This is a genomic window from Streptomyces sp. NPDC001480 (assembly GCF_042894725.1).
In the GTDB taxonomy this organism is placed as follows: Bacteria; Actinomycetota; Actinomycetes; order Streptomycetales; family Streptomycetaceae; genus Streptomyces.
Genome location: NZ_JBIAVX010000012.1, coordinates 14,768 through 41,283, shown reverse-complemented (window position 1 = coordinate 41,283; position 26,516 = coordinate 14,768). Strand labels below are relative to the sequence as shown.

At 73.3% G+C, this 26,516-nt stretch carries 18 protein-coding genes; 17 read left to right on the top strand and 1 reads right to left on the bottom strand.

Annotated elements, in window-relative coordinates; genetic code table 11:
- The first annotated feature begins 233 nt into the window (after window positions 1–233).
- The 4 genes from ACFY01_RS28580 (at window position 234) to katG (ending at window position 5,042) form a co-directional block, all read left to right on the top strand.
- Window positions 234–581 (top strand): DUF1330 domain-containing protein, encoded by a 348-nt coding sequence (locus ACFY01_RS28580; RefSeq protein WP_390738616.1) that lies wholly within the window; start codon window positions 234–236, stop codon window positions 579–581.
- Window positions 582–682: 101 nt separating this feature from the next.
- Window positions 683–2,236, top strand: a complete 1,554-nt coding sequence (locus tag ACFY01_RS28575) for a N,N-dimethylformamidase beta subunit family domain-containing protein (protein ID WP_390738615.1) — start codon at window positions 683–685, stop codon at window positions 2,234–2,236.
- A 112-nt stretch (window positions 2,237–2,348) separates the two neighbouring features.
- A complete protein-coding gene (locus ACFY01_RS28570; protein WP_390738614.1) occupies window positions 2,349–2,786 on the top strand; it encodes a Fur family transcriptional regulator in 438 nt (145 codons plus the stop codon).
- Between the two features lie 33 nt (window positions 2,787–2,819).
- Window positions 2,820–5,042 carry a catalase/peroxidase HPI gene (gene katG, locus ACFY01_RS28565; protein WP_390738613.1) on the top strand — a complete coding sequence of 741 codons (2,223 nt, stop codon included), beginning with the start codon at window positions 2,820–2,822 and terminating at the stop codon, window positions 5,040–5,042.
- 100 nt (window positions 5,043–5,142) lie between these two features.
- Here katG and ACFY01_RS28560 read toward each other — a convergent pair whose 3' ends face one another.
- Complete coding sequence (locus ACFY01_RS28560) at window positions 5,143–5,997, bottom strand: DMT family transporter (RefSeq protein WP_390738612.1); 855 nt, start codon at window positions 5,995–5,997, stop codon at window positions 5,143–5,145.
- A gap of 173 nt (window positions 5,998–6,170) precedes the next feature.
- Here ACFY01_RS28560 and ACFY01_RS28555 point away from each other — a divergent pair, with 173 nt between their 5' ends.
- The 13 genes from ACFY01_RS28555 to ACFY01_RS28495 all read left to right on the top strand — a co-directional run bounded on the left by ACFY01_RS28555 (window position 6,171) and on the right by ACFY01_RS28495 (window position 26,430).
- Complete coding sequence (locus ACFY01_RS28555) at window positions 6,171–6,893, top strand: FAD binding domain-containing protein (protein WP_390738611.1); 723 nt, start codon at window positions 6,171–6,173, stop codon at window positions 6,891–6,893.
- Window positions 6,894–7,033: 140 nt separating this feature from the next.
- On the top strand, window positions 7,034–8,470 hold the full coding sequence (locus ACFY01_RS28550) for a WGR domain-containing protein (RefSeq protein WP_390738610.1): 1,437 nt from the start codon (window positions 7,034–7,036) through the stop codon (window positions 8,468–8,470).
- A gap of 64 nt (window positions 8,471–8,534) precedes the next feature.
- Complete coding sequence (locus ACFY01_RS28545) at window positions 8,535–8,957, top strand: DUF6003 family protein (RefSeq protein ID WP_390738609.1); 423 nt, start codon at window positions 8,535–8,537, stop codon at window positions 8,955–8,957.
- A 178-nt stretch (window positions 8,958–9,135) separates the two neighbouring features.
- Window positions 9,136–9,528, top strand: coding sequence for a hypothetical protein (locus ACFY01_RS28540; protein ID WP_390738608.1), 393 nt, complete (start codon window positions 9,136–9,138; stop codon window positions 9,526–9,528).
- Window positions 9,529–9,735: 207 nt separating this feature from the next.
- A complete protein-coding gene (locus tag ACFY01_RS28535; protein WP_390738607.1) occupies window positions 9,736–11,607 on the top strand; it encodes a M1 family aminopeptidase in 1,872 nt (623 codons plus the stop codon).
- A gap of 104 nt (window positions 11,608–11,711) precedes the next feature.
- A complete protein-coding gene (locus tag ACFY01_RS28530) occupies window positions 11,712–12,122 on the top strand; it encodes a hypothetical protein (protein WP_390738606.1) in 411 nt (136 codons plus the stop codon).
- Window positions 12,119–14,035, top strand: coding sequence for a GMC family oxidoreductase (locus ACFY01_RS28525; RefSeq protein ID WP_390738605.1), 1,917 nt, complete (start codon window positions 12,119–12,121; stop codon window positions 14,033–14,035). Before ACFY01_RS28530 ends, ACFY01_RS28525 begins: the two co-directional genes overlap by 4 nt.
- Window positions 14,032–15,864, top strand: coding sequence for a peroxidase family protein (locus ACFY01_RS28520; RefSeq protein WP_390738604.1), 1,833 nt, complete (start codon window positions 14,032–14,034; stop codon window positions 15,862–15,864). Before ACFY01_RS28525 ends, ACFY01_RS28520 begins: the two co-directional genes overlap by 4 nt.
- Window position 15,865: 1 nt before the next feature.
- A complete protein-coding gene (locus ACFY01_RS28515) occupies window positions 15,866–17,896 on the top strand; it encodes a trypsin-like serine peptidase (protein WP_390738603.1) in 2,031 nt (676 codons plus the stop codon).
- 208 nt (window positions 17,897–18,104) lie between these two features.
- A complete protein-coding gene (locus tag ACFY01_RS28510) occupies window positions 18,105–19,631 on the top strand; it encodes an acyl-CoA carboxylase subunit beta (protein WP_390738602.1) in 1,527 nt (508 codons plus the stop codon).
- Between the two features lie 73 nt (window positions 19,632–19,704).
- A complete protein-coding gene (locus tag ACFY01_RS28505) occupies window positions 19,705–21,453 on the top strand; it encodes a fatty acyl-AMP ligase (protein WP_390738601.1) in 1,749 nt (582 codons plus the stop codon).
- On the top strand, window positions 21,450–25,466 hold the full coding sequence (locus tag ACFY01_RS28500) for an acyltransferase domain-containing protein (RefSeq protein ID WP_390738600.1): 4,017 nt from the start codon (window positions 21,450–21,452) through the stop codon (window positions 25,464–25,466). Before ACFY01_RS28505 ends, ACFY01_RS28500 begins: the two co-directional genes overlap by 4 nt.
- A gap of 19 nt (window positions 25,467–25,485) precedes the next feature.
- Window positions 25,486–26,430: an alpha/beta hydrolase gene (locus ACFY01_RS28495; protein WP_390738599.1), complete on the top strand. Its 945-nt coding sequence runs from the start codon at window positions 25,486–25,488 to the stop codon at window positions 26,428–26,430.
- The last annotated feature ends 86 nt before the right edge of the window (window positions 26,431–26,516 follow it).

Sequence of the window (26,516 nt, the reverse complement as noted above, 5' to 3'; positions counted from 1 at the left end):
CTTCCCCCGCTCGGCCATCCCCCTACGCCCTGTGAAAGACGTTGGCGCCCGCTGTGCGATGCACTCCGGTCGTGTGATCCGGGTCACGCGACGCCGCGAGGGCGGCGCAAGGGCAGCACGTAGGCGGCGAAACGTTCCTCCGCTTACCTGAAAGGTCATCGCGCCCGCCGTGTCCGCGTGCCACGATCATCGGCGTACGGAGCCCGACCGACCCGACCGAACGGAAGGACACCATGCCCGCCTACGTCATCGGCCACCTCAAGGACGCCGCGCCGCACCCGGATATAGCCGAGTACATCGAGCGCGTCACCGCCACCTTCGAGCCCTACGGCGGCCGCTTCCTCGTGCACGCCGCCCAGCACGAGGTGAAGGAGGGCGGCTGGCCCGGGCACGTCGTGGTGATCGGCTTCCCCGGCGTCGCCGAGGCGCGGGCCTGGTGGGACTCCCCCGAGTACCAGGAGATCGCACCGCTGCGCCACCGGAACATCGAGGGCGACATCATCCTGGTCGAGGGCGTGCCCGAGGGCTACGACGCGGCCGGCACCGCGAAGGCGATGCGGGAGGCCATGTCCGCCGGGTAGCCGGCCCCCCTGGACCGGCCGCGCGGTGAGCGGACCGGTTGCGGGGCCATGGGGGCGCCGTGAGGCTGGGAGCGGCGGACCGGACGGGGTGAGGAGGCGCTGTGGCTTCAGCTCGGCACCCGCTGCATCCCGGCGGATCCGATGTGTCCCGGCGCCGGTTCCTGTGCCTGTGCGCGGGCGCCGGCCTGGGCGCGGCGGCCTGCGACCACACGCACGCCGGCCGGCCGTCCCGCACGGGCGAGGGCGCCCGGCTCCCGGACGCCGAACGCGACGCGCCGGGATCACCCGACTGGCGGATCACGTCCACGGGCCCGCCGGAGGCGATCGCGGGCTACGCCGACCGGGTCAGCGTGACGCCCGGCGAGGAGTGCGGGCTGTTCGTGTCGACGACCGCGGCCTCGTTCCGGGTGTCGGCGTACCGGGTCGGCTGGTACGGCGGTGCCCTGGCCCGGCGGGTGTGGTCCTCTCCCCCGGTGCGCGGCCGGGTCCAGCGGGCCCCGCGGATCGAGCCGGAGACCCGTACCGTCCGGGCGGGCTGGGGACGCGCCCTGACGCTGGACACCGCGGGCTGGCCGGAGGGCGCGTATCTGCTGCGGCTGGACGCGGACACCGGCCACCAGCGCTACGTGCCGCTGATCGTGCGCTCGGTGCGGGGCGCGGGGCGCACGGTGCTCCTGCACGCCCCGGCGACCTGGCAGGCGTACAACCGGTGGGGCGGGGCGAGTCTCTACGCCGGTGCGTCGGGGGCGTACGCGGCCCGGTCCCTGGCGGTCGGTTTCGACCGGCCCTACGACGCCGACGGTGCCGAGAAGTTCCGGGTGTACGAGTGGGCGGCGGTGGTGCTCGCGGAGCGGCTGCGCATACCGCTCGCGTACAGCACCGGCATCGACGTCCACGACGACCCCGCGGTGCTGGCCGGCGCCGCGTGCGTGGTCTGCCTGGGGCACGACGAGTACTGGACGCCCGAGCAGCGCGCGCACGTCACCCGGGCCCGTGACGCGGGCTCCAACATCGTGTTCCTCGGCGCGAACACCTGTTTCCGGCGGATCCGCCTCCGGCCCGGTCCGGATCCGGCCGGGCGCACGGTCGTGTGCTACAAGTCCGACTACCGCGCGGACCCCTGCTACCCCTCCCGGCCGGCCCTGGTGACCACCGACTTCCGTGCCGGGCCGGCACCGGACCCCGAGTCGTCCCTGACGGGGGTGCTCTACGAGGGGTACCCGGTGGACGCTCCCTACGTCGTCCACGCGGCCGGCCACTGGCTCCACGACGGCACCGGAGTGCGCTCGGGCGACGCCTTCCCGCACCTGGTGGGCGTCGAGTACGACCGCGTCACGCCCGCCTCCCCCACCCCGCGCCTGCTGGAGATCACCGCCCACTCGCCGCTCGTCAGCGCGGGGCGGCCCAGCCACAGCGACTCCGCGTACTACACCGTCCCCAGCGGCGCGGGCGTGTTCGCGACCGGCACCATGCGCTGGGTGGAGGCCCTCGTGGCCGGCACCGGCGAGCTGGGCCGCGACCACCGCATGGACGCCCGCACCCGGGCCTTCGTGACCCGCACGACGGAGAACCTCCTGCGCGCCTTCGCCGAGGGCCCGGCCGCCCGGCACCGGCCGGCACCGCACGCCAATGCGCATGAGGTGTACAGGACATAAGTGGTGGTGACCGGCCAAGCCTCCCGCACCACCGCGACGATCACGACACGCCCTAAACTTGAATCGTTCGTTTTACTTCACAGCTCGTGTTTGTCGGGATAGGTTGGCCGCCATGACCGCATCCCGGACTCCGACCCCCGCCGAGGAGCTGCGCGGCGCGGGCCTCAGGGTGACGGCCGCCCGCGTCGCGCTGCTCGAGACCGTCCGGGCCGGTGACCACCTCGATGTCGAGGCGATCGCCTCGGGGGTCCGTGATCGCGTAGGCCATATTTCCCTGCAAGCCGTCTACGAAGCTCTCCACGCGCTCACCGCGGCGCGCCTCATACGCCGGATCGAGCCGGCCGGCAGCCCGGCCCGGTTCGAGGGCCGTGTCGGGGACAACCACCACCACGTCGTGTGCCGGTCGTGCGGCGCGGTCGCCGACGTCGACTGCGCGGTCGGCGACGCCCCCTGTCTGCACGCCTCCGACGACCACGGCTTCTCGATCGACGAGGCCGAGGTCACCTACTGGGGCCTGTGCCCCGACTGTTCCACCGCCCGCAGTTCCTGAGCATTGCGATCCACCCCGTTCGGAAGGACTCCCATGACCGAGAACCACGATGCGATCGTCACGGACCCCAAGCCGGAGGAGGCCGGTGGCTGCCCCGTCGCGCACGGGCGTGCCCTCCATCCGACTCAGGGCGGCGGAAACCGCCAGTGGTGGCCGGAGCGGCTCAATCTGAAGATCCTCTCCAAGAACCCCGCCGAGGCGAACCCCCTCGGTGAGAAGTTCGACTACGCCGAGGCGTTCCAGGCCCTCGACCTGGCGGCCGTGAAGCAGGACATCGCCGAGGTGCTGACCACCTCGCAGGACTGGTGGCCCGCCGACTTCGGCAACTACGGCCCGCTGATGATCCGTATGGCGTGGCACAGCGCGGGCACCTACCGCATCAGCGACGGCCGCGGCGGCGCCGGCGCCGGACAGCAGCGCTTCGCCCCGCTCAACAGCTGGCCCGACAACGGCAACCTGGACAAGGCCCGCCGTCTGCTCTGGCCGGTGAAGAAGAAGTACGGCCAGAGCATCTCCTGGGCCGACCTGATGATCCTCACCGGCAACGTGGCGCTGGAGCAGATGGGCTTCACGACCTTCGGCTTCGCCGGCGGCCGTGAGGACGTCTGGGAGGCCGAGGAGGACGTCTACTGGGGTCCCGAGACCACCTGGCTCGACGACAAGCGCTACACCGGCGACCGCGAGCTGGAGAACCCGCTCGGCGCGGTCCAGATGGGTCTGATCTACGTCAACCCCGAGGGCCCGAACGGCAACCCGGACCCGATCGCGGCGGCCCGCGACATCCGTGAGACGTTCCGCCGCATGGCGATGAACGACGAGGAGACCGTCGCCCTGATCGCCGGCGGCCACACCTTCGGCAAGACCCACGGCGCCGGCCCGGCCGACCACGTGGGCGCCGACCCCGAGGCCGCCACGCTGGCGGAGCAGGGCCTGGGCTGGAAGAGCACCTACGGCACCGGTGTGGGCAAGGACGCCATCACCAGTGGCCTGGAGGTCATCTGGACCACGACGCCGACCCAGTGGAGCAACGGGTTCTTCAAGAACCTCTTCGAGTACGAGTACGAGCCCGACCGCAGCCCGGCCGGCGCCCACCAGTGGATCGCCAAGGACGCCCCGGAGATCGTCCCGGACGCCTTCGACCCGGAGAAGAAGCACCGCCCCCGGATGCTCACCACCGACCTGTCGCTGCGCTTCGACCCGATCTACGAGCCGATCTCCCGCCGCTTCTACGAGAACCCCGAGGAGTTCGCGGACGCGTTCGCCCGGGCCTGGTACAAGCTGACCCACCGCGACATGGGCCCGAAGTCGCTCTACCTCGGCCCGGAGGTCCCCGAGGAGACCCTGCTGTGGCAGGACCCGCTGCCGGAGCGCGAGGGCGAGCTGATCGACGCCGCCGACATCGCGGCCCTCAAGGTCAAGCTGCTCGACTCGGGCCTCACCGTGTCCCAGCTGGTCACGACCGCGTGGGCGTCCGCGTCCACCTTCCGCGGCAGCGACAAGCGCGGCGGTGCCAACGGCGCCCGCATCCGTCTGGAGCCGCAGCGCGGCTGGGAGGTCAACGACCCCGACCAGCTCGCGCTGGTGCTGCGCACCCTCGAGGGCATCCAGCGGGAGTTCAACGCCTCCTCCGGCGCCAAGAAGGTCTCCCTGGCCGACCTGATCGTCCTCGGCGGTGCCGCGGCCGTGGAGAAGGCCGCCAAGGAGGGCGGCTACGAGGTCGAGGTGGCCTTCACGCCGGGCCGGGTCGACGCGACCGAGGAGCACACCGACGCGGAGTCCTTCGCGGCGCTGGAGCCGACCGCGGACGGCTTCCGCAACTACCTGGGCAAGGGCAACCGGCTGCCGGCCGAGTTCCTGCTGGTGGACCGGGCGAACCTGCTCACCCTGAGCGCCCCCGAGATGACGGCCCTCGTCGGCGGGCTGCGCGTGCTGGGCGCCAACCACCAGGGTTCGCAGCTCGGCGTCCTCACCAAGACGCCCGGCTCGCTGACGAACGACTTCTTCGTCAACCTGCTCGACCTGGGCACGACCTGGTCGGCGACCTCTCAGGACCAGACCACGTTCGAGGGCCGCGACGCCGCCACGGGCGAGGTCAAGTGGGCCGGCAGCCGTGCCGACCTGGTCTTCGGCTCGAACTCCGAGCTGCGGGCGCTCGCGGAGGTCTACGCGAGCGACGACGCGAAGGAGAAGTTCGTGTACGACTTCGTCGCCGCGTGGACCAAGGTCATGGACCTCGACCGGTTCGACCTCGTCTGATCCGGGCGTAGTCCCGTAGGGGCGCCCGGGCCGGTCCCCGCCGACCGGTCTGGGCGCCCACGCGTATGCCGGCGCGTGTGCCCGCGCGTACGCGGGCGCCCTACCGGGCGAGATCGAGTTGCGGCACCACGCGTGTCAGCCGGAGGACGCCCCACAGGATCAGCAGGGCCCCGGCCAGCTCGGGCAGCAGCCACCAGCCCGTCCGGATCTCCTCGCCGTACAGCGCCACGCCCAGCGCGAGGCTCACCGTCGCGTCGCCGATGGTCAGCGCGGGCTGCGAGGCGACCAGCGGACCGGCCTGGAGGGAGTTCTCCAGCAGCAGCACCGCGCCGATGCCGGCGAGCGCGAACCCGTACGTCTGCCAGGTGGTCAGGAAGGCGGGCAGGCCGTCGTCGGCGAGCCGGTCCGTGGCCGACTTCATCAGGGCCGCGGTCAGCGCGTTGCCGATCGCGGCGGCCGAGGCCAGCGCGGCCGCCCGGAACAGGGCGGAGCGCGACGGACGCGCGAGGGCTACGGCCGCGCCCATCGCCCCCAGACACAGCGCCAGCACCGGCACCCAGCGCGCCATGGCCGCCTGGTTCCGGGTGCCCGAGGGATCCGCCGCCACCAGGACCAGCGCCAGCCCGACGACCACTGCCCCGACCGCGTGCCAGCCGGCGCCGGGCAGCCGGCGGTGCATGAGCGGAGCGGCGATCAGCAGCGCGAACGGCAGCTCCAGGATGAACAGCGGCTGGACCAGCGCCATGGGCCCGTTGATCAGTGCGACGGCCTGGAACAGCGCGGCGCCGGCGACACCGGCGATGCCGATCAGCCAGGCGGGCCGCCGTACCAGCGCGGCCAGCAGGCGCAGGCCGCCTCCCCGTGACACCGTCGAGGCGGCCTTGCGCTGGAACGCCGTACCCACGGCGTTGCTGGCGGCACCCAGGACGGCGAAGAGCACGGCGAGCACGATCACACCTCCACCATGCCCCGTCCCGTACGGTTCGGCCTCGTCACGAGGGGCGCACGGCGGGTGGGGATGAGCCCTGTACGCGCCCCCACGGACCCGGGGAAAATGCGCCAAGTCAGCGGCCGGGCGGCCGAGATGCCCCCTCCGTCGCCCACTTTCCAGGAAGGCAGGTCGGCGCCGTGCTCCTGCGTCTGCCCACGTCCGTGTCCGAAGCGCAGGAGTGTCTGGCGGAAGGGGCGGTGCCGATCGGCGGCGCGACCCTGGTGTGGGCCGCCTGGCAGCGGGACGGCTTCCCGGAGCAGGCGCTGTCACTGCGTGCCCTGCCCGAAGCCAATGTCGTCGGGCGGGAGACGCTGGGCGCGGCCGTGGTCCTGAACCAGGTGGGCGACCCGGTGCCGGAGGTGCTGCGCCGGGCGGCCGGCTCGGTGGGGACCGGAGCCGTGCGCCGCGCGGCCACGGTCGGCGGCAACCTCGTCGGCAGCAGCTTGCGCTGTCTGCTGCCCCCGGCGCTCGTGCTGGACGCCCGGTGCACGGTGCTCGCGCCGCAGGGCCGCTACGAGACCGACCTCGCGGAGGTGCTGGCCAAGCGTCCTGTGCTGCTCAGCCTGCACTGGCGCGAACCGCTGGTCAGCGGGTACCGCAAGCTGCCCGGCGACGCGGGCGGACAGCCGCCGCTGGTGGTCGCCGCCGCCGTGCACGACGAGGGCGACGGGGCCCGCCGTCTGCGGGTCGCCGTCCGCGACGGCTACGAGGTGCTCAGCGCGAGCGCTCCGTGCGGCACCGGTGCCGAGCAGGCCCTCGAGGCCCTGCGGCACACGGACATCGGGGCACTGCCCGCCGCGGCCCTGGACGTCGTCCGCCAGGAGGTCACCGCCCTGTCGGCCCGCCTCGCGGACCGCTGACGAACCGCTGACGAACCGCCTCTGCCGTCGCCGCCTCACGGACCGGTTGTCAGTGCCCTCCCGTATGTTCCGATCATCGAGGGCGGACGGCCGACTCGCCGGTCCGCTGTGGGGACGTATGCGTGCGGGAGGGGTCTGTCGTGGCGGAGACGACGTATCTGGAGCTGTCCGAGGACGGCGGAGGGGCGCACAAGTTCTACGAGGTGACGGTCGACGGGACCACCGTCACGGTGCGCTACGGCCGTATCGGCACGTCCGGCCAGGTGCAGTCGTCGTCGTTCGCCACCCCGGCCAAGGCGCGGGCGGCCGCGGAGAAGAAGATCGACCAGAAGGTCCGCAAGGGGTACACGGCGGCCGTTCCCGGTGGACGGGCACCGCGCCCCGTGACCCGGCGTCAGGTCGGCTCCGCTCCGTCCACGGCGCGCGCCACGGCGCCGGTGCTGTGGCGCTTCCGCACCGGTTCCGCCGCGTTCGGCATCCATGTCGACGAGGACCGCGTGTGGGTGGGCAACCAGGCGGGGGACGTCCACACGCTGGGCCACGACGGCGAGGTGCTGGCCCGTTACCGGCTCCCGGACGGCGTCAAGTGCCTGGTGGCGGACGACTTCTGGATCTACGCGGGATGCGACGACGGCAGGGTGTACGACCTGTCGTCGAAGCTGCCGTTCGCCGCGTACGAGATCGCGGCGAACGTCGACATCTTCTGGCTGGACATCCACGAGGGCGTGCTCGACGTCTCCGACGCGTCGGGCGGTCTCACCGTGATCGACCACGAGGACGAGCACCAGTGGTCGAGGCGGTCGTCCGGCCCCTACGGCTGGATGGTGCGGGCGGACGAACGCGCCGTCTACCACGGGCACCGCCAGGGCGTGACGGCCTACGCGCCGGACGGGAGCGGCCAGTTGTGGCACACCGACACCCGCGGCGGCGTGCTGTTCGGCTGGCAGGAGGCCACGGCGGTGTACGCGGGCACGGACCGCCACGTGGTGCAGCGGCTGTCGAAGGCGAGCGGGCGGGTCGAGGCCGTCTACACGTGCGACGACGTCGTGTACTCGTGCGCCACCGCACCGGGAGGCCGGTACGTCTTCGCCGGGGACAACGCCTCCTCCGTCTACTGCTTCGACGCCTCGGGCACCCGGCTGTGGAAGCTGCGCACGGGCAACGGCTCGGCCCTGTCCATGCAGTACTTCGACGAGCGGCTGTACCTGGTGACCACCGACGGGGCCCTGGTGTGCGTCGACACGTCGGAGGCGGCCATCGCCGCCGCCCAGCAGGGTTCGCTGCCCGTCGCCGTCGACGTCAAGTCGGCCGCCGCACTGCCCACCTACAACCCCGCGACCTCGGTGTCCGCCCTGACGACGATCAGCACGCCGCCCGCGGGCGGCGTGGTCGTCGAGTGCGTCCAGCAGGGCGGCCGGACGCGGGTCCACGTCGTCTCCGAGGGCTTCGAGCCCGGGTGGAACGTACAGTTCCCGCGCGAGATCCGGGAGCCGGGAGCGCGCTATGTGGTGGACGCCGTCCACGCGGCGGCCGGCGGCTTCTACCGGGTGCGCGGCGAGATACGCCGGGTGCGGTGATCCGGCCGCGACGGGGTACCGGGAGCAGTGATCAGCTGTGCAAGCCCCTCGGAGGAGGCCCGAGATGACCGACGACGCCTACCTGCTCCTGCTCACCGAGACGGCCGCGCCGCTCGGTGTCCCGCCCGCGGCCGTGGGCGAGCTCGCCTGCATGGAGACCCCGGCGGTGCGGGCGTGGCTGGACGCGCAGGGCGTGACGGCGACGTCCCCGAAGCTGCGGCTGGTGCCGCCCGAGGACACGGCGGCCGTCCCGGACGACGCGGAGCGGCTTCCGGTCCCGCTCGGGGACGAGGAACTGAGCCGACTGCGGCAGCACACCGGCCCGGAGTCCGTGGCCCGCGTCGAGCAGGAACTCCTGGCCTACCGCGACTGCACCGACGGCCGGGACGCCCTGTTGGGGCGGGCCCTGGCGGCCGGTGTTCCGCTGAACCGCGTCGTGGAACTGACCGGCGAGGATCCCGCCGCCGTGGCGGCCGCCGCGGGATGAGGGGCCGGGCCGGTCCGTTCCTCCACCGCTGTCACTCCGTCGCTGTTACTTCGCCCCAGCGGGGGAACTCGTCAGGCCCTGCCCTTCACCGCACCACGCGTACCAGGAGGTACCCAGGACGCGACCACTGACCAAGGGACTGCTGGCGGGGGCGGCCGGCACCGTCGCGCTGAACCTGGTGACCTACGGCGACATGCTGCTGCGCGGCCGGCCGTCCAGTGACATGCCGGCCCAGGTCGCCGACCGGGTCGCCGACCGCGTGGGGGCGGGTCTGGGGGACGGCGACGCCGGGGAGGCCCGCGAGGAGGCCGCCGGCGCTCTTCTCGGCTATGTGACGGGGCTCGGCGTGGGGGCCGCGTACGGGCTGCTGCGAGGGAGCGACGGATCGTTCCCGGCCGTGGCGGCGGGGCCGCTGATCGGGGCCGCGGCCATGGCCGGCAGCGACGTTCCGGCCACGGCGCTCGGGGTGACCGACCCCACCTCCTGGGAACTGACGTCATGGCTGTCCGACATCGCGCCCCACCTCGCCTACGGTCTCACCACCGCCTGCGTGTACCAGGCACTGCCCTGACCCACCGGCGTTCCACCACCGGCCCGTGCCCTTCGGCGCGGGCCGGTGGTGTGCCGGGGGGTCTTTCGCGCACGTGATCTGGCATGCCCTGGTCAAATCTGTCACGCTTCGAGCGGTACACGCAGCCCACGGCCGCCCCGGCGCACCCCAGCCGACCGGACGGCCGCCGAGCAGGCCGGGATCCCGGCCGCCGCAAAGGAGTTCCGTGTGAGACCGACCCCCCACAGAACCGTCCGCAAGGCCCTCGCCGCGGGCGCGCTCGCCGTCGCCGCGACGGCGGCCGTCACGCTGCCGGGCACCCCCGCGGCCGCCGCGCCGACCGCCGCCGCGCGGGCCGCCGCCTGCACCCCGGCACAGGTGATGACCAACGGCGGCTTCGAGAGCGGTACTTCGCCGTGGAGCCAGTCCTCGACGAGCGTGATCACCAGCCGCACCGGCCAGAGCGCCCACGGCGGAACCTCCTTCGCCTGGCTGGACGGTGTCGGCAGTACGCACACCGACACGCTGACGCAGAGCGTCACGATCCCGACCGGGTGCAGCAGCGCCACCCTCACCTTCTGGCTGCACATCGACACCGCCGAGACCACCTCGTCCACCGCGTACGACAAGCTGACGGCGAAGATCGGCAGCACCACGCTGGCGACGTACTCCAACCTCGACAAGAACACCGGCTACGTCCAGAAGTCCTTCGACGTGTCGGCGTTCGCGGGCCAAACGGTGAGCGTCGCCTTCACCGGCACCGAGGACTCCAGCCTCCAGACCAGCTTCGTCCTCGACGACGTCGCCCTCGACACCTCAGGCGGCACCGCCCCGCCCGCGGACTCCACCCGCACCCCGGCCGCGCCCTCGTACACCGTCAGTCTGAGCAGCAACACCAGCGGCACCGTGTGGACCGGTCACGAGAGGGCGACCTTCACCAACGCCTCCGCCACCGCGCTCAGCGAGGTGTACCTGCGGCTGTGGGACAACTACCACGGCACCTGCTCGACCCCGCCGATCACCGTCAGCAATGTCACCGGCGGCAGCGCGGGCGCCCTCTCCGTCTCCTGCACCGCCCTCCAGATCGCCCTGCCGACGCCCCTCGCGCAGGGGCAGAGCGCCACGATCGGCTTCGACCTGGGCATCACCGTCCCCAGCGGCGCCGACCGCTTCGGCCACGACGGGGCGTTCAGCTTCATCGGCAACGCGCTGCCCGTGCTCGCCGTCAAGGACGGGACGGGCTGGCACCTGGACCCGTACACGAACAACGGTGAGTCGTTCTACTCGCTGGCCGCCGACTTCCGTGTGACCCTCGACCACCCCACCACCCTGCTGGTGCCCGCCACGGGTACCTCGGTCGACACCCCCGGCTCCAGCGGACGCACCGTCACCACCGCGACCGCCGCCAAGGTCCGTGACTTCGCCTGGGCCGCCGGACCCTTCAGCAAGATCTCCGGCACCTCGACGGGCGGTGTCCCGGTGAACGTCTACTCCGTCTCCGGCATCAGCTCCTCCAGCGCGCAGTCGATGCTCAGCACCGCCGAGTCCGCCGTGGACGCCCATGCGGCACGGTTCGGCGCCTACCCGTACGGCGAGCTGGACGCGGTGCTCGACAACAACTTCTGGTTCGGCGGCATGGAGTACCCCGGCTTCGTGCTGGACCTGGTCAGCACCACCGCGCTCACCCACGAGACCGGCCACCAGTGGTGGTACGGCATCGTCGGCGACGACGAGTACAACAGCCCCTGGCTGGACGAGGCGTTCACCGACTACGCCACCGACCTGGCGCAGGGCAAGACCGGCAGCAACTGCTGGAGCAGCGTCTCCTGGGCCTCGTCGGCGGAGAAGATCACCAACTCGATGGCCTACTGGGACGCCCACTCCTCCCGGTACTCCACCGTCGTCTACGGCTACGGCAAGTGCGCCCTGCACGACCTCCGCCGGCTCCTGGGCGACACCGCCATGACGAAACTCCTGAAGGACTACGCCACTTCGCACTGGTACGGCGTCTCGACCACCGCCGAGTTCAAGGCCGCCGCACAAGCCGCGACGACCACGGACCTGACCTCGTTCTGGTCCACGCACCGTATCGACGGCTGACCAGGACACCGGACGGGCGCGTGGCCCGAGGTGCGAGGGAGGATCCGTGACCATATCGTGGGATGTGGAGTGCTTCCAGGGTGTTCCTCTCCCCAGGAGCCGTCATGGCCACGAAATCCGCCTCCCATCGCTCTGCCTCGGTCTACGCGCTCGCCGGTATCCGGCTCTTCAACGGCGCGGCCGGACTGCTCGCACCCGATCTGCTGATCCGGCGCCTGGATCCCGACCGTGAGCCGCCGAGCCCGGCGGCCGTCTACGCCTTCCGGCTGTTCGGGATCCGTACGATCCTGCTCGGTCTCGACCTGCTGACCAACCGCGGCGAACGGCTGCGGGAGGACCTGTGCGAGGGCATCCTCATCCACGGCAGCGACACCGCGACGGCGGCCTCCCTCGGGCTCGGCGGCCGGCTGCCGCCGCGCACGGCGGCGCTGACCACGCTCATCTCCGCCGTCAACACCGCCCTGGCCGCCACCGCGGCCGACTCCCTCGGACAACCGAAGGGCGGGCGGAAGTGACCGCGGAGCCGCTTCCCGCCGGTCAGGCCGAAACGGGCTTCGACTACGTGGTCGTCGGCGCCGGCGCGGGCGGCGGCCCGCTCGCGGCCAACCTCGCCGCCGCCGGGTTCCGCACCCTGCTGCTCGACGCGGGCGGTGCCGAGGACGACGACAACTACGCCGTCCCCGCCTTCCACGCGGACGCCTCCGAGGACCCCGTCCAGTGCTGGAACTACTTCGTCCGGCACTACGCCGACGACCGGCAGCAGCGGCGCGACAGCAAACTCGTCCCGGACCGCGGCGTCCTCTACCCGCGCGCCGCGGCGGTCGGCGGCTGCACCGCGCACCACGCGCTGATCACCGTCTACCCGTACAACCGCGACTGGGACGCCATCGCGGAGGAGACCGGTGACGCCACCTGGCACAGCACTCCCATGCGCCGGTACTTCGAGCGGCTGGAGCGGTGCACGTACCGTCCGAGGCCCAAGGAACCACCGCGCAACGCCCTGCTGGCGGCGCTGCTGAAGGCGCTGCCCGCCACCGCCGCCCGCTATCGCAACGACGCCCGGCACGGCTTCGACGGCTGGCTGCCCACCGCGCTCGCCGATCCCGAACTGGCGGTCACCGACAAGCAGTTGCTGAAGGTGGTGCTCTCCGCGGCCGAGGACGCGCTGGCCGGCTTCCTCGGCCGGCCGCTGTCCCCGCTGGAGGGGCTCGGGGCCTTCGTCGACCCCAACGACTGGCGGGTGCAGACACGGGCACTGCAAGGTCTGTGGCAGATCCCGCTGTCCACGGCCGGCGGGCGGCGCAGCGCCGTACGCGAGCGTGTCGAGGCCGTGCGGCGCGACCGTCCCGACCATCTGGTGCTCCGTACGCACGTCCTGGCGGCCCGGGTCGTACTGGACGAGGACGGAGCGGCACGGGGCGTCGACTACCTGCCCGAGGCGCACGCCTACCGGGCCGACCCCGGCAGACCGGAGGCCGGCGAGCCACCGGCCCTGCACCGGGTCCTCGCCTCCCGCGAGGTGGTCCTGGCCGCCGGCGCCTTCAACACGCCCCAGCTGCTGATGCTCTCGGGCATAGGACCGCGCGAGGAACTCCAGCGGCACGGCATTCCCGTACGGGTCGATCTCCAGGGCGTGGGCGCCCACCTTCAGGACCGGTACGAGGTCGGCGTGGTCAGCCGGACCGACCGCCCGTTCCGGCTCGTCGAGGACTGCGCCTTCCACGCGCCGGAGCCCGGCGCCGAACCGGACCGCTGCTACCGGGACTGGCAGCGTGGCCGGGGCCTGTACACGACCAACGGCGCCGTCGTCGGCATCACCCGCAAGTCCCGGCCGGAGCTGGACGCCCCCGACCTGTTCATCTTCGGCGGCCCCTTCGACTTCCGCGGCTACCGCCCCGGATACTCCCTCGAACTGACCCGCCACCGGGACCGCTTCACCTGGGCCATCCTCAAGAGCCGCACCCACAACACCGGGGGCCGGGTGCGGCTGCGTTCCACCGACCCCCGTGACACGCCCCTGGTGAACTTCCACTACTTCGGCGAGGGCACCGACAAGGACGGTGCGGACCTCGAAGCGATGGCCGGTGCCGTGGAGTTCGTGCGGGGGATGAACCGCAAGGCCTCGCCCGTGATCCGTGAGGAGCTGTGGCCGGGCGAACGGGTCGAGGGCCGTGACGCGGTCCGCCGGTTCGTCCAGGACGAGGCCTGGGGCCACCACGCGTCCTGCACCTGCCGGATGGGGCGGGCGGACGACCCGTCGGCGGTCGTCGACAGCCGTTTCCGGGTGCGCGGCGTGGACCGCCTGCGGATCGTCGACGCCTCGGTGTTCCCCCGCATTCCCGGCTTCTTCGTCGCCGCGCCCATCTACATGATCAGTGAGAAGGCCAGCGACGCGATCCTCGAATCCGCACAAGGAGTATCACGATGAGCACGCAACGAGCCGGCTACCGGACCTCACTGCCCTGGCGGATCCTCACCACCGTCGCCGAGAAGGTCGACCGGCGCATCGGCTGGGACAAGCTGCCCGTCGTCGCGGGTCTGCTCACGCTCTTCGGTCTGCGGGTCCGGCTGCGGCAGAAGAACCTCCACGACACCAGCCACCTGCCCGCGGTCAACCTGCCGGACCCCGCTCCCCCGTCCACGGGCAACAAGGTCAACCGCACCGCCGACGGCAGCCACAACGACCTCGGCGAACCACGGATGGGCATGGCGGGCAGCCGCTTCGGCCGGAACATCCCGCTCGAGAAGATCGCCCCGGCCACGCCCGCGGACGTACTGTCCAGGCCGAACCCGCGCGAGGTCAGCCGGGCCGTGCTCACCCGCCGCGAACTGGTCCCGGCCGAGTCGGTCAACTCGCTGGTCTCCGCCTGGCTCCAGTTCATGATCCGGGACTGGTTCAGCCACGGGACCAGCCCCGCCGACCGCCCCTGGGAAGTCCCCCTCCTGGACGACGACCCGTGGCCGGAGCACCCCATGCGGATCATGCGGACCCCGGACGACCCGACCCGCGACCCCAAGGCACCGCCCGGAACGCCCGACACCCGCGTCAACGTCTCCTCCCACTGGTGGGACGCCTCCCAGATCTACGGCTCGAACGAGACGGAACAGCGGCTGATGCGCACCGGCGAGCTGGGCAGGCTGCACCTGTGGGACGACGAGCAGTCCCCCATCCCCTCGGACCCCTCCCGTGACCCCTCGCAGGTCCCCGGCTTCTGGCTGGGCCTCGCCATGATGCACGACCTGTTCACCCGCGAGCACAACGCGATCTGCGACCACCTGCACGCCGCGTACCCGTCCTGGGGCGACGAGGAACTCTTCCAGCGGGCCCGGCTCGTCAACGCCGCCCTCCTCGCCAAGATCCACACGGTGGAGTGGACCCCGGCCGTGATCAGCCACCCCACCACCGTCAAGGCGCTGCGCGCCAACTGGTGGGGCGTCGCGGGCGAGCGCGTCCACAACCTGTTCGGCCGGATCAGCGACAGCGAGGTCTTCAGCGGCATACCCGGCGCCGAGACCGACCACTACGGCGTCCCCTACGCCCTCACCGAGGAGTTCGTCGCCGTCTACCGCATGCACCCGCTCATCCGCGACGAATGGCACCTGCGCTCGGCCGCCGACGACTCGACGCTGCGCCACTGCACCCTCCGCGACATCTCGGGCCCCGGAGCACTGAAGTTCCTGGAGACCACGGCGATGACCGACCTGCTCTACAGCTTCGGCACGCTCCACCCCGGGCTGGTCACCCTGCACAACTTCCCCAAGTTCCTCCAGGAGTTCGAGCGCCCCGACGGCCATCTCCAGGACCTCGCCGCCACCGACATCCTGCGCTCCAGGGAGCTCGGCGTCCCCCGCTACAACGAGTTCCGCCGGCTGCTGCGGCTGAAGCCGGCGGAGAGCTTCACCGAGCTGACGTACAACCCGCAGTGGGCCGAGGAGATCGAGCGGCTCTACGACGGCGACATCGAGAAGGTCGACCTGTCGGTCGGGCTGTACGCGGAGAAGCTGCCGCGCGGATTCGCCTTCAGCGACACCGCGTTCCGCATCTTCATCCTGATGGCCTCGCGCCGGCTGAACAGCGACCGCTTCTTCACCGAGTACTACACGCCCGAGGTGTACTCGAAGGCCGGCCTGGCCTGGATCGACGACAACACCATGGTGACCGTGCTGCTGCGCCACCACCCCGAGCTGCGCACGGCCCTCGCCGGGCTGGACAACGCCTTCGTGCCGTGGCACACCGCCGCGAGGACGGAGAGCTGACATGAGTGCCGTGGACAGGTCCCGCGCGGAGTTGCGGCAGCACATCGCGGCGGCCGCCGACCGGTACCGGGAGACCAGCGACGAGCGGCAGGCGGTCGAGCAGCAGCAGGACGCCGGGGTGGCGTTCCCGGACTCGCAGGAGCACCTCGCCGCGCGCGCCGCCCGCCTGCTCGACCGGCAGGCGGTGCCCACCGCCCTGGTGGTAGAGGCGGTCCGTGCCGAACCGCTGGCGCAGTCCGCCGCGTACGAACGCATCCTCGGCGCCTCCAAGGACCTTCAGGCCTGGAGCTTCCTGCCGCGCGGCGCCCGGGCGGCGCGTACCGTGGCCCGGATCTCGGTGCGGGACGGCGGCCGTGAACTGCCGCTCGGTACCGGGTTCCTGGTGTCGCCGAGCCTGCTGATGACCAACCACCACGTGCTCACCGACGCGGAGGCGGCCCGGAGTTGCGTCGTGGAGTTCGACGCCCAGGTGACCGTCGACAACGCGCCGCAGGCCCCGATACGGCTGGAACTCGACCCCGACGGGTTCTTCCTGGCGGACCAGGGCCTGGACTTCGCCCTGGTCCGGCTCGCCCCGGGCCCGGACGGGCGGCCGCCGGGCGAGACGTTCGGCTGGAACCGGCTCAGCGCACAGCCGGGCAAGCTGGTCATCGGCGAACCCGTCAATGTCGTCGGGCACCCGATGGGTCGCCTGAAGGAGATCGCCGTCCGCGACAACATGCTCCAGGTGCGGCTCGACGACTTCCTCCACTACAAGACGGACACCGAGCCCGGCAATTCCGGTTCCCCGGTCTTCAACGACCAGTGGGAGGTCGTCGCGCTGCACCACAGCGGTGTGCCCCGTACCGACGACCAGGGCCGGATCCTGCGTACGGACGGACAGCCGTGGCAGCCCGGTGACGGCGACGACGCGATCGACTGGGTGGCCAACGAGGGCGTACGCGTCAGCTCGATCCTCAGCCATCTCGCCGCCCTGTCACTGACCCCGCGGCAGCGGACACTGCTGGCCGAGATGGGACCGGAGTCCGGCCTGCCACTGGTCCAGGCCCCCGCCGCCCCCACGGTGACCCCCGCCGTCACCGTGCCGCCCCCGGCCCCCGAGCGGGCCGCCACACGTGCGGCGGGCCTGCCCGCGCGGGCCGGCGCGTTCGGCGGCGACCGGCATCTGGTCTTCCTGCACGGCCGCTCCCAGGAGGGCAAGGACCCCGAGAAACTGCGCCGCGAATGGGCGGCCGGACTCAACCAGGGACTCGTCGGCGCCGGACTCCCGCCGGTCGATCCGGCCGACGTCTGGTTCCCCTTCTACGGCGACAGACTGGTGCAGGCCCTCGCCCCGCACGAGACCGCCCCCCGCGCCGTCGAGGCCACGGCCCTCGCGGCCGCGGAGGCGGTCGCGCCCGCCGATCCCTACGCGCACGCCGCGTACGAGGACATCGTCGGCGAGGCCGCCACCAAGTGGGACATCCCCCGGGAGGGGCTGCCGGTCGCCGAACGGATCGGCCTGCCGGACGTGGTCGGGGCCCTGCAACGGCAGCTCAGCTGGCTGGCCGCCAGGAGCGACCTCGACGCGCTGACCATCAGCCTGGTCTTCCATGACGTGGCCGCCTACCTGGAGGAACCGCGCGTCCGGAAGGACGTCCTGGACTGCGTGCTGGAGACGATGCCGGATTCCGGAGAGGTGGTGCTCGTCAGCCACAGCCTCGGCACGGTCGTCGGCATGGACCTCACCACCCGGCTGTCCCCCGGCGTGCGGGCGGTCCACCTCACCACCGCGGGAAGCCCGCTGGGCCTGGACAGCGTGTACAGCAGGCTGCTCATCGGCGGGCCGAAACGTCCCGACAAGGTGGTGGACTGGCTCAACGCCTGGTGCCCGACGGACGCGGTGGCCATCGGCTGCCCGCTGGCCGACGACTGGGCGGACGGCCTGATGGACCTCGCCGTGCTCAACGCCCGTGACCGGGCGCACAGCATCGTGGAGTACCTGTCGCACGCCGAGGTCGCTTCCGGGATCGGCAAGCACCTGCTCGGCTGAATCCGCACATCAGGGGCCGCCGCCGGGCGGCCCCTTGTCACGCCAGGACGAACCCAGCCCCCTCGGGACTCACATCCGGCACACAGAAAGGCGTTCCTCTCGGCCGATTCCGAAGTCGCTGCCATATTCGAAAGCCACTTCGGAGGTGGCTGTGACGACCGAGGCGACGACATCCGAGGCGCGGGACACGCGGGAGACGGAGCCCCACGTGTCCGACCGCACCGCCGACCGCATCACCGAGCTGGAACACCGCCGAACGCGGGCGGTGGCCGCGGGCGGGCCGCGAAGACGGGGGGAGTTCACCGCCCGGGAACGGATCGACCTGCTGCTCGACGCCGGTTCCTTCACCGAGACCGGCCTGTTCGTCCGGGCCCGGCCCACCGGGGACGGAGCCCGCCGCTCGTACGGCGACGGGGTGGTCACCGGGCACGGCACGGTGGACGGGCGCCCGGTGTGCGTCTTCGCCCAGGACTCCGCCGTCTTCGGCGGCAGCATGGGCGAGGCCTTCGGGGAGAAGACCGTCGCCGTGATGGAGCTGGCGCTGAAGACCGGCTGTCCGGTCGTCGGGCTCAACGACGGAGGCGGCGCCCGCGTCCAGGAGGGCGTCGCCTCGCTCGCCCTGTACGCCGAGCTGGTGCGCCGCAACGTGCGGGCGTCCGGAGTGATCCCGCAGATCTCTGTCCTCCTCGGGCCGTGCGCCGGCGGGGCCGCGTACTCGCCCGCCATCACCGACTTCACCGTGATGGTGGACGGCGCCTCGCACATGTTCGTCACCGGGCCGGACGTCATCGAGACGGTCACGGGCGAACGCACCAGCGCCGAGGACCTGGGCGGCGCCCGCACCAGCAACACCGTCAACGGCAACGCGCACTTCCTCGCCGCCGACGAGGAGGACGCCCTCGACACCGTGCGCGACCTGCTGTCGTACCTGCCCGCCAACAACTGCGACGCGCCACCGCGGTACGCCCCGGGCGCGGCACCCGACGACGGGCGGCTCGACGGAATCGTCCCGGACCGGCTCGGGCGGGCCTACGACATGCGGGAGATCCTGCGCGCGGTCGTCGACGACGGCGAACTGCTGGAGGTCCAGGAGCTGTTCGCGCCGAACATCGTCTGCGCGCTGGCCCGCGTCGAGGGCGGTTCGGTCGGCGTCGTCGCCAACCAGCCGCTGCACGCCGCCGGCGTCCTCGACATCGACGCCTCCGAGAAGGCGGCCCGCTTCGTACGGTTCTGCGACGCCTTCGGCATCCCGCTGCTGACCTTCGCGGACGTCCCCGGCTATCTGTCCGGTGTGCGCCAGGAGCAGGGCGGGATCATCCGGCGCGGCGCCAAGCTGCTGTACGCCTACGCCGAGGCGACCGTACCGAAGGTCACCGTCGTGGTCCGCAAGGCGTACGGCGGCGGTTACGCGGTGATGGGTTCCAAGCACCTGGGCGCCGACATCAACCTCGCCTGGCCCACCGCCCGGATCGCCGTGATGGGCGCCGAGGGCGCGGTGGGCCTCCTGCACCGGCGGGAACTCGCCGCCGCCGAGGACCCCGAGGCGCTGCGCGCCCGCCTCGTCGCCGCGTACGAGAGCACCCACGGGACGCCGTACCTCGCCGCCGAGCGCGGATACGTGGACGCCGTCATCGCCCCGCGCGAGACCCGCGACCAGGTGTGCCGTGCGCTGCGGGCGCTGCGCGGCAAGCGTGCCCCGATGCCGGAGCGCCGGCACGGCAACATCCCGCTCTGACCGCTCTGACCGCCGTGACCGCTCTGACCGCCCCGCCCCACAAGCCCGTCCCCGTGACGTGAGGAGCCGCCCGATGGACAGCCGCCGCCCCCCGCTCGCGCCCGCGTTCCGGACCCTGCCGGAGTACGTGCGGCACTGGGCCGAGACCGTCCCGGACCGCCGGGCGTTCACCTTCGCCGACCATCCCGGCCCGAACTCGCGGGGTGTCCACCGCACCCTGACCTGGCGGCGCCTGGACCTCAGGGTGCGGGCGCTGGCCGCCCGGCTCGCCGAGGAGGCCCGGCCCGGGGCGCGGGTGGCGCTGCTGTGCCCGCAGGGTACGGAGTACGTGACCGCCTTCCTCGCGGCGCTCGCCGCCCAACTGGTCGCCGTACCGCTGTATCCGCCCGGGCTGCCCGGGCACGGCGACCGGCTGTCGGCGGTCCTCGCCGACGCGCGTCCGGCGGCCGTGGTGACGACGAGCCGGACCCTGGAGGAGGTACGGGAGTTCTGCGCGGACACGCCGGTGCGGATCGTCGTCGCGGACGAGGTGCCCGACACCGCCGCCGACCAGTGGCGGCCCGGCACGCCCGACGACACGGGGATCGCCTATCTCCAGTACACCTCCGGCTCGACGCGCACCCCGGCCGGCGTGGAGATCGGCCACGCCAACGTCGTCGCCAACGCCCGTCAGGCGCTGACCGCCTACGGCGCCGACGACCGTGCGATCACCTGCGTGGGCTGGCTGCCGCTCTACCACGACATGGGGCTGGTGCTGAGCGTCGCCGCCCCGGTGGTGCGGGGTCTGCTGTCGGTGCTCATGGACCCGGTCGCGTTCCTGCACGAGCCGGTGCGCTGGCTGCGGCTGCTCGGGGCGCATCCGAACGCGGTGAGTGCCGCGCCCAACTTCGCCTACGACTACTGCGCCTCGGCCGTCACCGACGCGCAGAAGGCCGGCCTGCGGCTGGACGGCGTCACCGCGCTGATCAACGGCAGCGAGCCGGTCCGTCCGGCCACCGCCGACCGGTTCCACGAGGCCTTCGCCGCGCAGGGGCTGGCGCCTCGCGCGCACTGTCCGTCGTACGGGCTCGCCGAGGCGACGGTCTTCGTCAGCGCCGCCCGGCCCGGGGAGCCGATCAGCCGGTTCGCGCTGGACCGCGACGCCCTCGCCGCCGGAAAGGCGCTGCCCGCGCGTCCCGACGACGCCACGGCCGTCCTGCTGGCCGGCTGCGGCACACCGGCGGGCCAGCGGGTCCGCATCGCCGATCCCGTGTCCCGGGCCGCCCTTCCGGAGGGGGAGGTCGGGGAGATCTGGGTGCGGGGGCCGAACGTCGGACGCGGTTACTTCCGCCAGGAGGAACAGACCCGGCGGGTCTTCGGCGCGGCCCTCGCCGGCGAGGCGGCCGGTGCGGGCGGCTGGCTGCGCACCGGTGACCTCGGGACGTTCCTGGACGGGCAGTTGATCGTCACCGGCCGGCTGAAGGACCTGATCGTCGTCGACGGCCGCAACCACTACCCGCAGGACCTGGAGGCCACTGCCCAGGAGGCGCATCCCGCCGTGCGGCGCGACCGGCTCGCCGCGTTCGGCGTACCGGGCGGGGACGGGGAGCGGGTGGTCGTGGTGGCCGAGCACGTGCGGACCGTGAGCCTCGCCGGGATCGACGTACCGGAGCTGGTGCGGGCCGTGCGCGCGGCCGTCTCCGCCCGGCACGGGCTGCGGCTCGCCGACGTCGTCCTCGTCGCGCCGGGCGCCGTTCCCCGGACGTCCAGCGGGAAGGTGTCGCGGGCGCTGGCCCGGGCGCGGTACCTGGAGGGCGCCTACGCGGCGGAGGGCGCGCGGTGAACGCCGTCGACGAGAGGGCGCTGCGCCGGCTGGTCGCGCGGCGGGTGGCCGCCTGGAACGGCACCGCCGTCGAGGACGTCCCCATGGACCGGCCGCTGGCGGACCTCGGCATGGCCTCGCGGGACGCGGTGGTGCTGGCCGGGGAGCTGTCCCGGCTGACGGGCCGTGAACTGCCGTCCACCCTGCTGTGGGAGGCGCCGACCGGGGACGCGCTGGTGGCACACCTGTGCGGCCCGGCAGGTCCGGTGCGGGAGGCCGCACCGGCGGCGCCCGAGGTGCCGGCCGCCCCGGCGGCCCCCGGTGAGCCGGTCGCGGTCATCGGGGTCGGCTGCCGGCTGCCCGGGGGTGTGCACGGCCCGGGCGACTACTGGCGGCTGCTGAGCGAGGGCGTCGACGCGATCCGGCGGGTCCCCGAGGACCGGTGGCGCGACTTCACCCCGTTCCCGCCCGTCGACGCGCCCCGCCACGGCGGATACCTGGACGACATCGCCGGGTTCGACGCGGACTTCTTCCGCATCACCCCGCGCGAGGCGGCCGTGATGGACCCGCAGCAGCGGATCCTCCTGGAGGTCGTCCACGAGGCCCTCGACCACGCCGCTGTCCCGGCCGCCTCCCTCGCCGGCACCGCCACCGGCGTGTTCGTCGGCGTCTGCGCCCCGGAGTACGGCCGGCTGACCGCCGCCGACCCGGCCGGCGTCGACCCGTGGGCCCCGGCCGGGGCGGCGCTCGGGGTCACCGCGGGCCGGCTGTCGTACGTCCTCGACACGCACGGGCCGAGCATGGCGGTCGACACCGCCTGTTCGTCGTCGCTGGTCGCCGTGCACCAGGCGTGCGTGAGCCTGCGGACGGGCGAGAGCGACATGGCGATCGCCGCCGGGGTCAACGTGCTGCTCTCCCCCGCGGTCACCGTCGCGTTCCGGCGTGCGGGGGCCCTGGCGCCGGACGGCCGGTGCAAGCCGTTCTCGGCGGCGGCCGACGGCATCGGGCGCGGCGAGGGCTGCGCGGTCGTCCTCCTCAAGCGGCTGTCCGACGCCGAACGGGACGGCGACCGCGTCCTGGCCGTCGTCCGTGCCACCGCCGTCAACTCCGACGGCCGCTCCAACGGCCTCCTGGCGCCCAGTCCGGCCGCCCAGCAGGCCCTGCTGAGAACCGTGTACGCGCGGGCCGGTCTCGTCCCCGCGCACGTCGACCTCGTCGAGGCGCACGGCACCGGCACCCCGCTCGGCGACCCCATCGAGGCGGGCGCGCTCGCCGCCGTGCTCGGGGCGGGCCGCGACCCGGACCAGCCGCTGCTGCTCGGCTCGGCCAAGGGCAACCTCGGCCACCTGGAGTCCGCCGCGGGCGTCGCCGGGCTGGTGAAGACGGTGCTGGCGCTGCACCACGACCTCGTACCGCCGTCCCTGCACTGCGCCGAGGGCGGCTCCCGCTTCGACGCCCGGCTGCGGGTGGTGACCGAGCCGGAGCCCTGGCCCCGTTACGGGGGCACCGCCACCGCCGGGGTGTCGGGGTTCGGCTTCGGCGGCACCAACGCCCACGCGGTACTGGAGGAATGGCGGCCCGGCACCCTGGCACCGGCGCCGGCCGAGGAGCCGGCCGCCCGGCTGCACCCGCTCTGCGACCTCGACGCGGAACGTGTCCGGGACACCGCGGCCCGGCTCGCCGACTGGCTCCTCACCCCCGAGGCAGGCGCCGCGCACCCCGCCGACGTGGCGCGCACGCTCGCGGGGCGTACCGGGCGCGGACCGGTGCGGGCCGCCGTCGTCGCCCGTGACCGGGAGGAACTCGCGGAGGGGCTGGTCGCGTTGGCGGGCGGCCGTCCTCACGCCCGCGTCGTGACCGGCGACCGCGATCTCGTCGGGCGCGGGCCGGTGTGGGTGTTCTCCGGGTACGGCAGCCAGTGGCCCGGCATGGGGCGGCGGCTGCTGGCCGAGGAGCCCGCCTTCGCCGCCGCCGTGGAGAAGCTCGACGCGCAACTCGCCGCGGAGTGCGGTCTGTCCCTCTACGACCAACTGGCGTCCAAAGGCGCCCTCGACCGGCTGGAGGTGGCCCAGCCGGTCCTGTTCGGCGTCCAGGTGGCGCTCGCCGAGCTGTGGCGGTCCTACGGTGTCGAACCCGCCGCCGTCATCGGCCACTCCATGGGCGAGGTGGCCGCCGCGGTGTGCGCGGGCGCCCTCGACGTGTCGGACGCGGCCCGGGTCGTCGCCGTGCGGGCCAGGCTGCTCAGCGGGCTGCGCGGCGGCGCGATGGCCGTGGTCGACCTCGACGACGGCGAACTGGACACCCTGGAAAGGGACTTCCCCGGTGTGCACGTCGCCGTCCACTCCTCGCCCGGCCAGAAGGTCGTCACCGGCGAGGAGAGCGCGGTGGCCCGGCTGGTGCGGCGGCTGGAACGGGAGGGCCGGGCGGCCCGGTCCATGCGGGTCATCGGCGCCGGACACTCCCCCCAGGTCGACGAGCTGCTGCCCGAGTTGACGCAGGCGCTGGCCGACGTCCGGGGCACGGCACCGCGGGTCCCCGTCTACTCCACCGTCCTCGACGACCCGCGCGGCACCTGCGTGTTCGACGCCGCCCACTGGGCCGCGAACCTGCGGCGGCCCGTGCGCCTGGACCGGGCCGTGGCGGCAGCGGCGGCCGACGGGCACACCGCGTTCGTCGAGATCTCCCCCCATCCGGTGCTGACCCGCCCCGTCACGGACACCGCGCCCGGCGCCCTCGCCGTCGGCACACTGCGCCGCGACGCGGACGGCGCGACCGACTTCCTGACCCAGCTGGGCGCCCTGTACGCGGCGGGGGCCCGCCTGCCGCTGCCGGCCGGCCGGGTCGTCGACCTGCCCGCGCCGCGCTGGCGTCATGTCCGGCACTGGTGGACGGACGGCCGTACGACCGCCCCGGCCACCCCCGACCCGGTCACCCCCGCCCCGGCCACGGCGCTCGCGCAGGACACCACCGGGGCGGACGGCACCTGCGTCCTCGCGCGCCTGTGCCACCACATCGCCGCCGTCACCGGCCATCCGCCGGCCCGTGTCACCCCCGCCACCGCGCTCGCCGACCTCGGGCTGGACTCACTCATGGCGGTCCGTGTCCGCGCGGCCGTGACACGCGAGTTCCGGGTCGAACTCCCCCTGCGCGACCTGCTCGGCGCCACGACGGTCGAGGAGGCGGCCGCCCGCATCCAGCAGGCTTGCCACCAGGCCCTCCCCACGGGCCCGCTCCGCCCCCTGCGCGCCACCGGTTCCGGCTCGCCGCTCTTCCTCGTCCACGCCGCCGGCGGCACCACCGACGTCTACCGCGCGCTCGCCGACCGGCTCGGGGACGACCGGCCTGTGTACGGGCTGGACCGGGTCGAGGAGGCCCGGACGGTGGCGGAGAAGGCCCGGCACTACGCCGAGGCGGTCGCCGCCGCCCACCCGGACGGCCCCTGCCTGCTGGGCGGTTGGTCCTTCGGCGGCTTCGTCGCGCAGGAGACCGCGCGCCTGCTCACCGCCGCCGGGCGGGAGGTGGAGCTGGTGGTGCTGATCGACTCCGTACGGCCCCTCCCCCAGCCGGACCGCACCCCGGCCGACCGGATCCGCGCCCACTTCACGGGCTTCGCCCGGCACGTCGCCGACACCTACGGGGTCCGGCTGGAGCTGCCGTACGACGAGCTCGTCGCGATGGACGACGACGGCGAGCGCATCGACACCGTGCTGCGCGCCCTCCGCGGGGCCGCCGACGTGCCTGCCGCCGCGCTGGAGCACCAGCGCGCCTCCTACCTGGACCTGAGGACCGGCGAGGCCCACCGCCCGGGCCGCCACGACGGGCGGGTGGTGCTGTACCGGGCCACCGAGCCCGCTCCGCACACCGTGCGCGACCCGGCGTACGAGCGGGACGACGAGGCGCTCGGCTGGGACGAGGTGTGCCCGCGCCTGACCGTCGTCCCGGTCACGGGCCACCACCTGTCGCTGCTCGACCCCCCACACGTCGACGAGCTCGCCGCCCATCTGCGGCGCGAACTCGCCGCGCAGAGCCGCTGAACCGGAACGAGGAGCCGCCATGCTGCCCCACCCCACCACCGGAGTGTCCCGACGCGCCGTCGCCAAGGCCGCGGCCGCCGGCTCGCTGGCCGTCCTGTTCGGCGCCACAGGCACCGCGCGGGCCGAGGCCGCGACCCAGGTCGGGCCGCGCACCTTCGACCTGACCGTGTCCTCCACCGCGCTGGGCCGTAGCGCGCCGCTGCGGCTGATCCTGCCGACGGACTTCGTCACACGGACCGGGCGGACCTACCCCGTGCTCTACCTGCTGCACGGCGCCCACGACGACTACACCTCCTGGACCCGGGAGACGGACATCGAGGCCTTCACCGAGGGCCGCGACCTGATCGTGGCGATGCCCGACGGGGGCCCCACCGGCATCCCCACCGACTGGCTCAGCGGACCCGACTACGAGACCTTCCAGCTCACCGAGGTTCCGGCGCTGCTCGCCCGGGACTACCGGGCCTCCGGCGCCCGGGCCGTCGCCGGGGTCTCCACCGGGGGCTACGGAGCCATGGCCCACGCGGCCCGCCACCCGGGCGCGTTCACCGCGGCGGCCTCCTACAGCGGGATCCTGGACACCACCGCGCCCGGAGTGCCCCCCATCGTGGACGCCATCGTGGCCCGCGAGAACCTGCTGCCCCTCACACTGTGGGGGAACCCGATCCTGAACCTGCTCACCTGGCAGGGCTTCAACCCGCGCGCCCGCGCCTCGGGACTGCGCGGCACCCCGCTGTACGTGTCCAGCGGCAGCGGACTGGCCGGCGGCACCGACGAGTTGCTGCCCGAGGCGCTGGAGAGCGCCCTGTGGCTGTCCGCCCACGCCTTCACCGACACGCTCACCCTGCTGGGCATCCCGGTCACCACCCACTACTACACCGGAGGGGCACACAGCTGGACGTACTGGAAACGGGAGTTCACCGCGTCATGGCCGATGCTCGCCCGTGCACTGGGAGTGCCGGAGTGATGTCGGTGCCGTCGGGGCACGGAACGGAGCGCAGGGGGCGTCCGTCCAACACGGGACATCTCCCTCGCCCCACGGGCAACGGCCCG

Bases quoted from the DNA above. Each gene is read 5' to 3' on its own strand.
- ACFY01_RS28580 (WP_390738616.1), top strand. From the start codon at position 234: ATGCCCGCCTACGTCATCGGCCACCTCAAGGACGCCGCGCCGCACCCG.
- ACFY01_RS28570 (WP_390738614.1), top strand. From the start codon at position 2,349: ATGACCGCATCCCGGACTCCGACCCCCGCCGAGGAGCTGCGCGGCGCG.
- katG (WP_390738613.1), top strand. From the start codon at position 2,820: ATGACCGAGAACCACGATGCGATCGTCACGGACCCCAAGCCGGAGGAG.
- ACFY01_RS28545 (WP_390738609.1), top strand. From the start codon at position 8,535: ATGACCGACGACGCCTACCTGCTCCTGCTCACCGAGACGGCCGCGCCG.
- ACFY01_RS28530 (WP_390738606.1), top strand. From the start codon at position 11,712: ATGGCCACGAAATCCGCCTCCCATCGCTCTGCCTCGGTCTACGCGCTC.
- ACFY01_RS28520 (WP_390738604.1), top strand. From the start codon at position 14,032: ATGAGCACGCAACGAGCCGGCTACCGGACCTCACTGCCCTGGCGGATC.
- ACFY01_RS28515 (WP_390738603.1), top strand. From the start codon at position 15,866: ATGAGTGCCGTGGACAGGTCCCGCGCGGAGTTGCGGCAGCACATCGCG.
- ACFY01_RS28505 (WP_390738601.1), top strand. From the start codon at position 19,705: ATGGACAGCCGCCGCCCCCCGCTCGCGCCCGCGTTCCGGACCCTGCCG.
- ACFY01_RS28495 (WP_390738599.1), top strand. From the start codon at position 25,486: ATGCTGCCCCACCCCACCACCGGAGTGTCCCGACGCGCCGTCGCCAAG.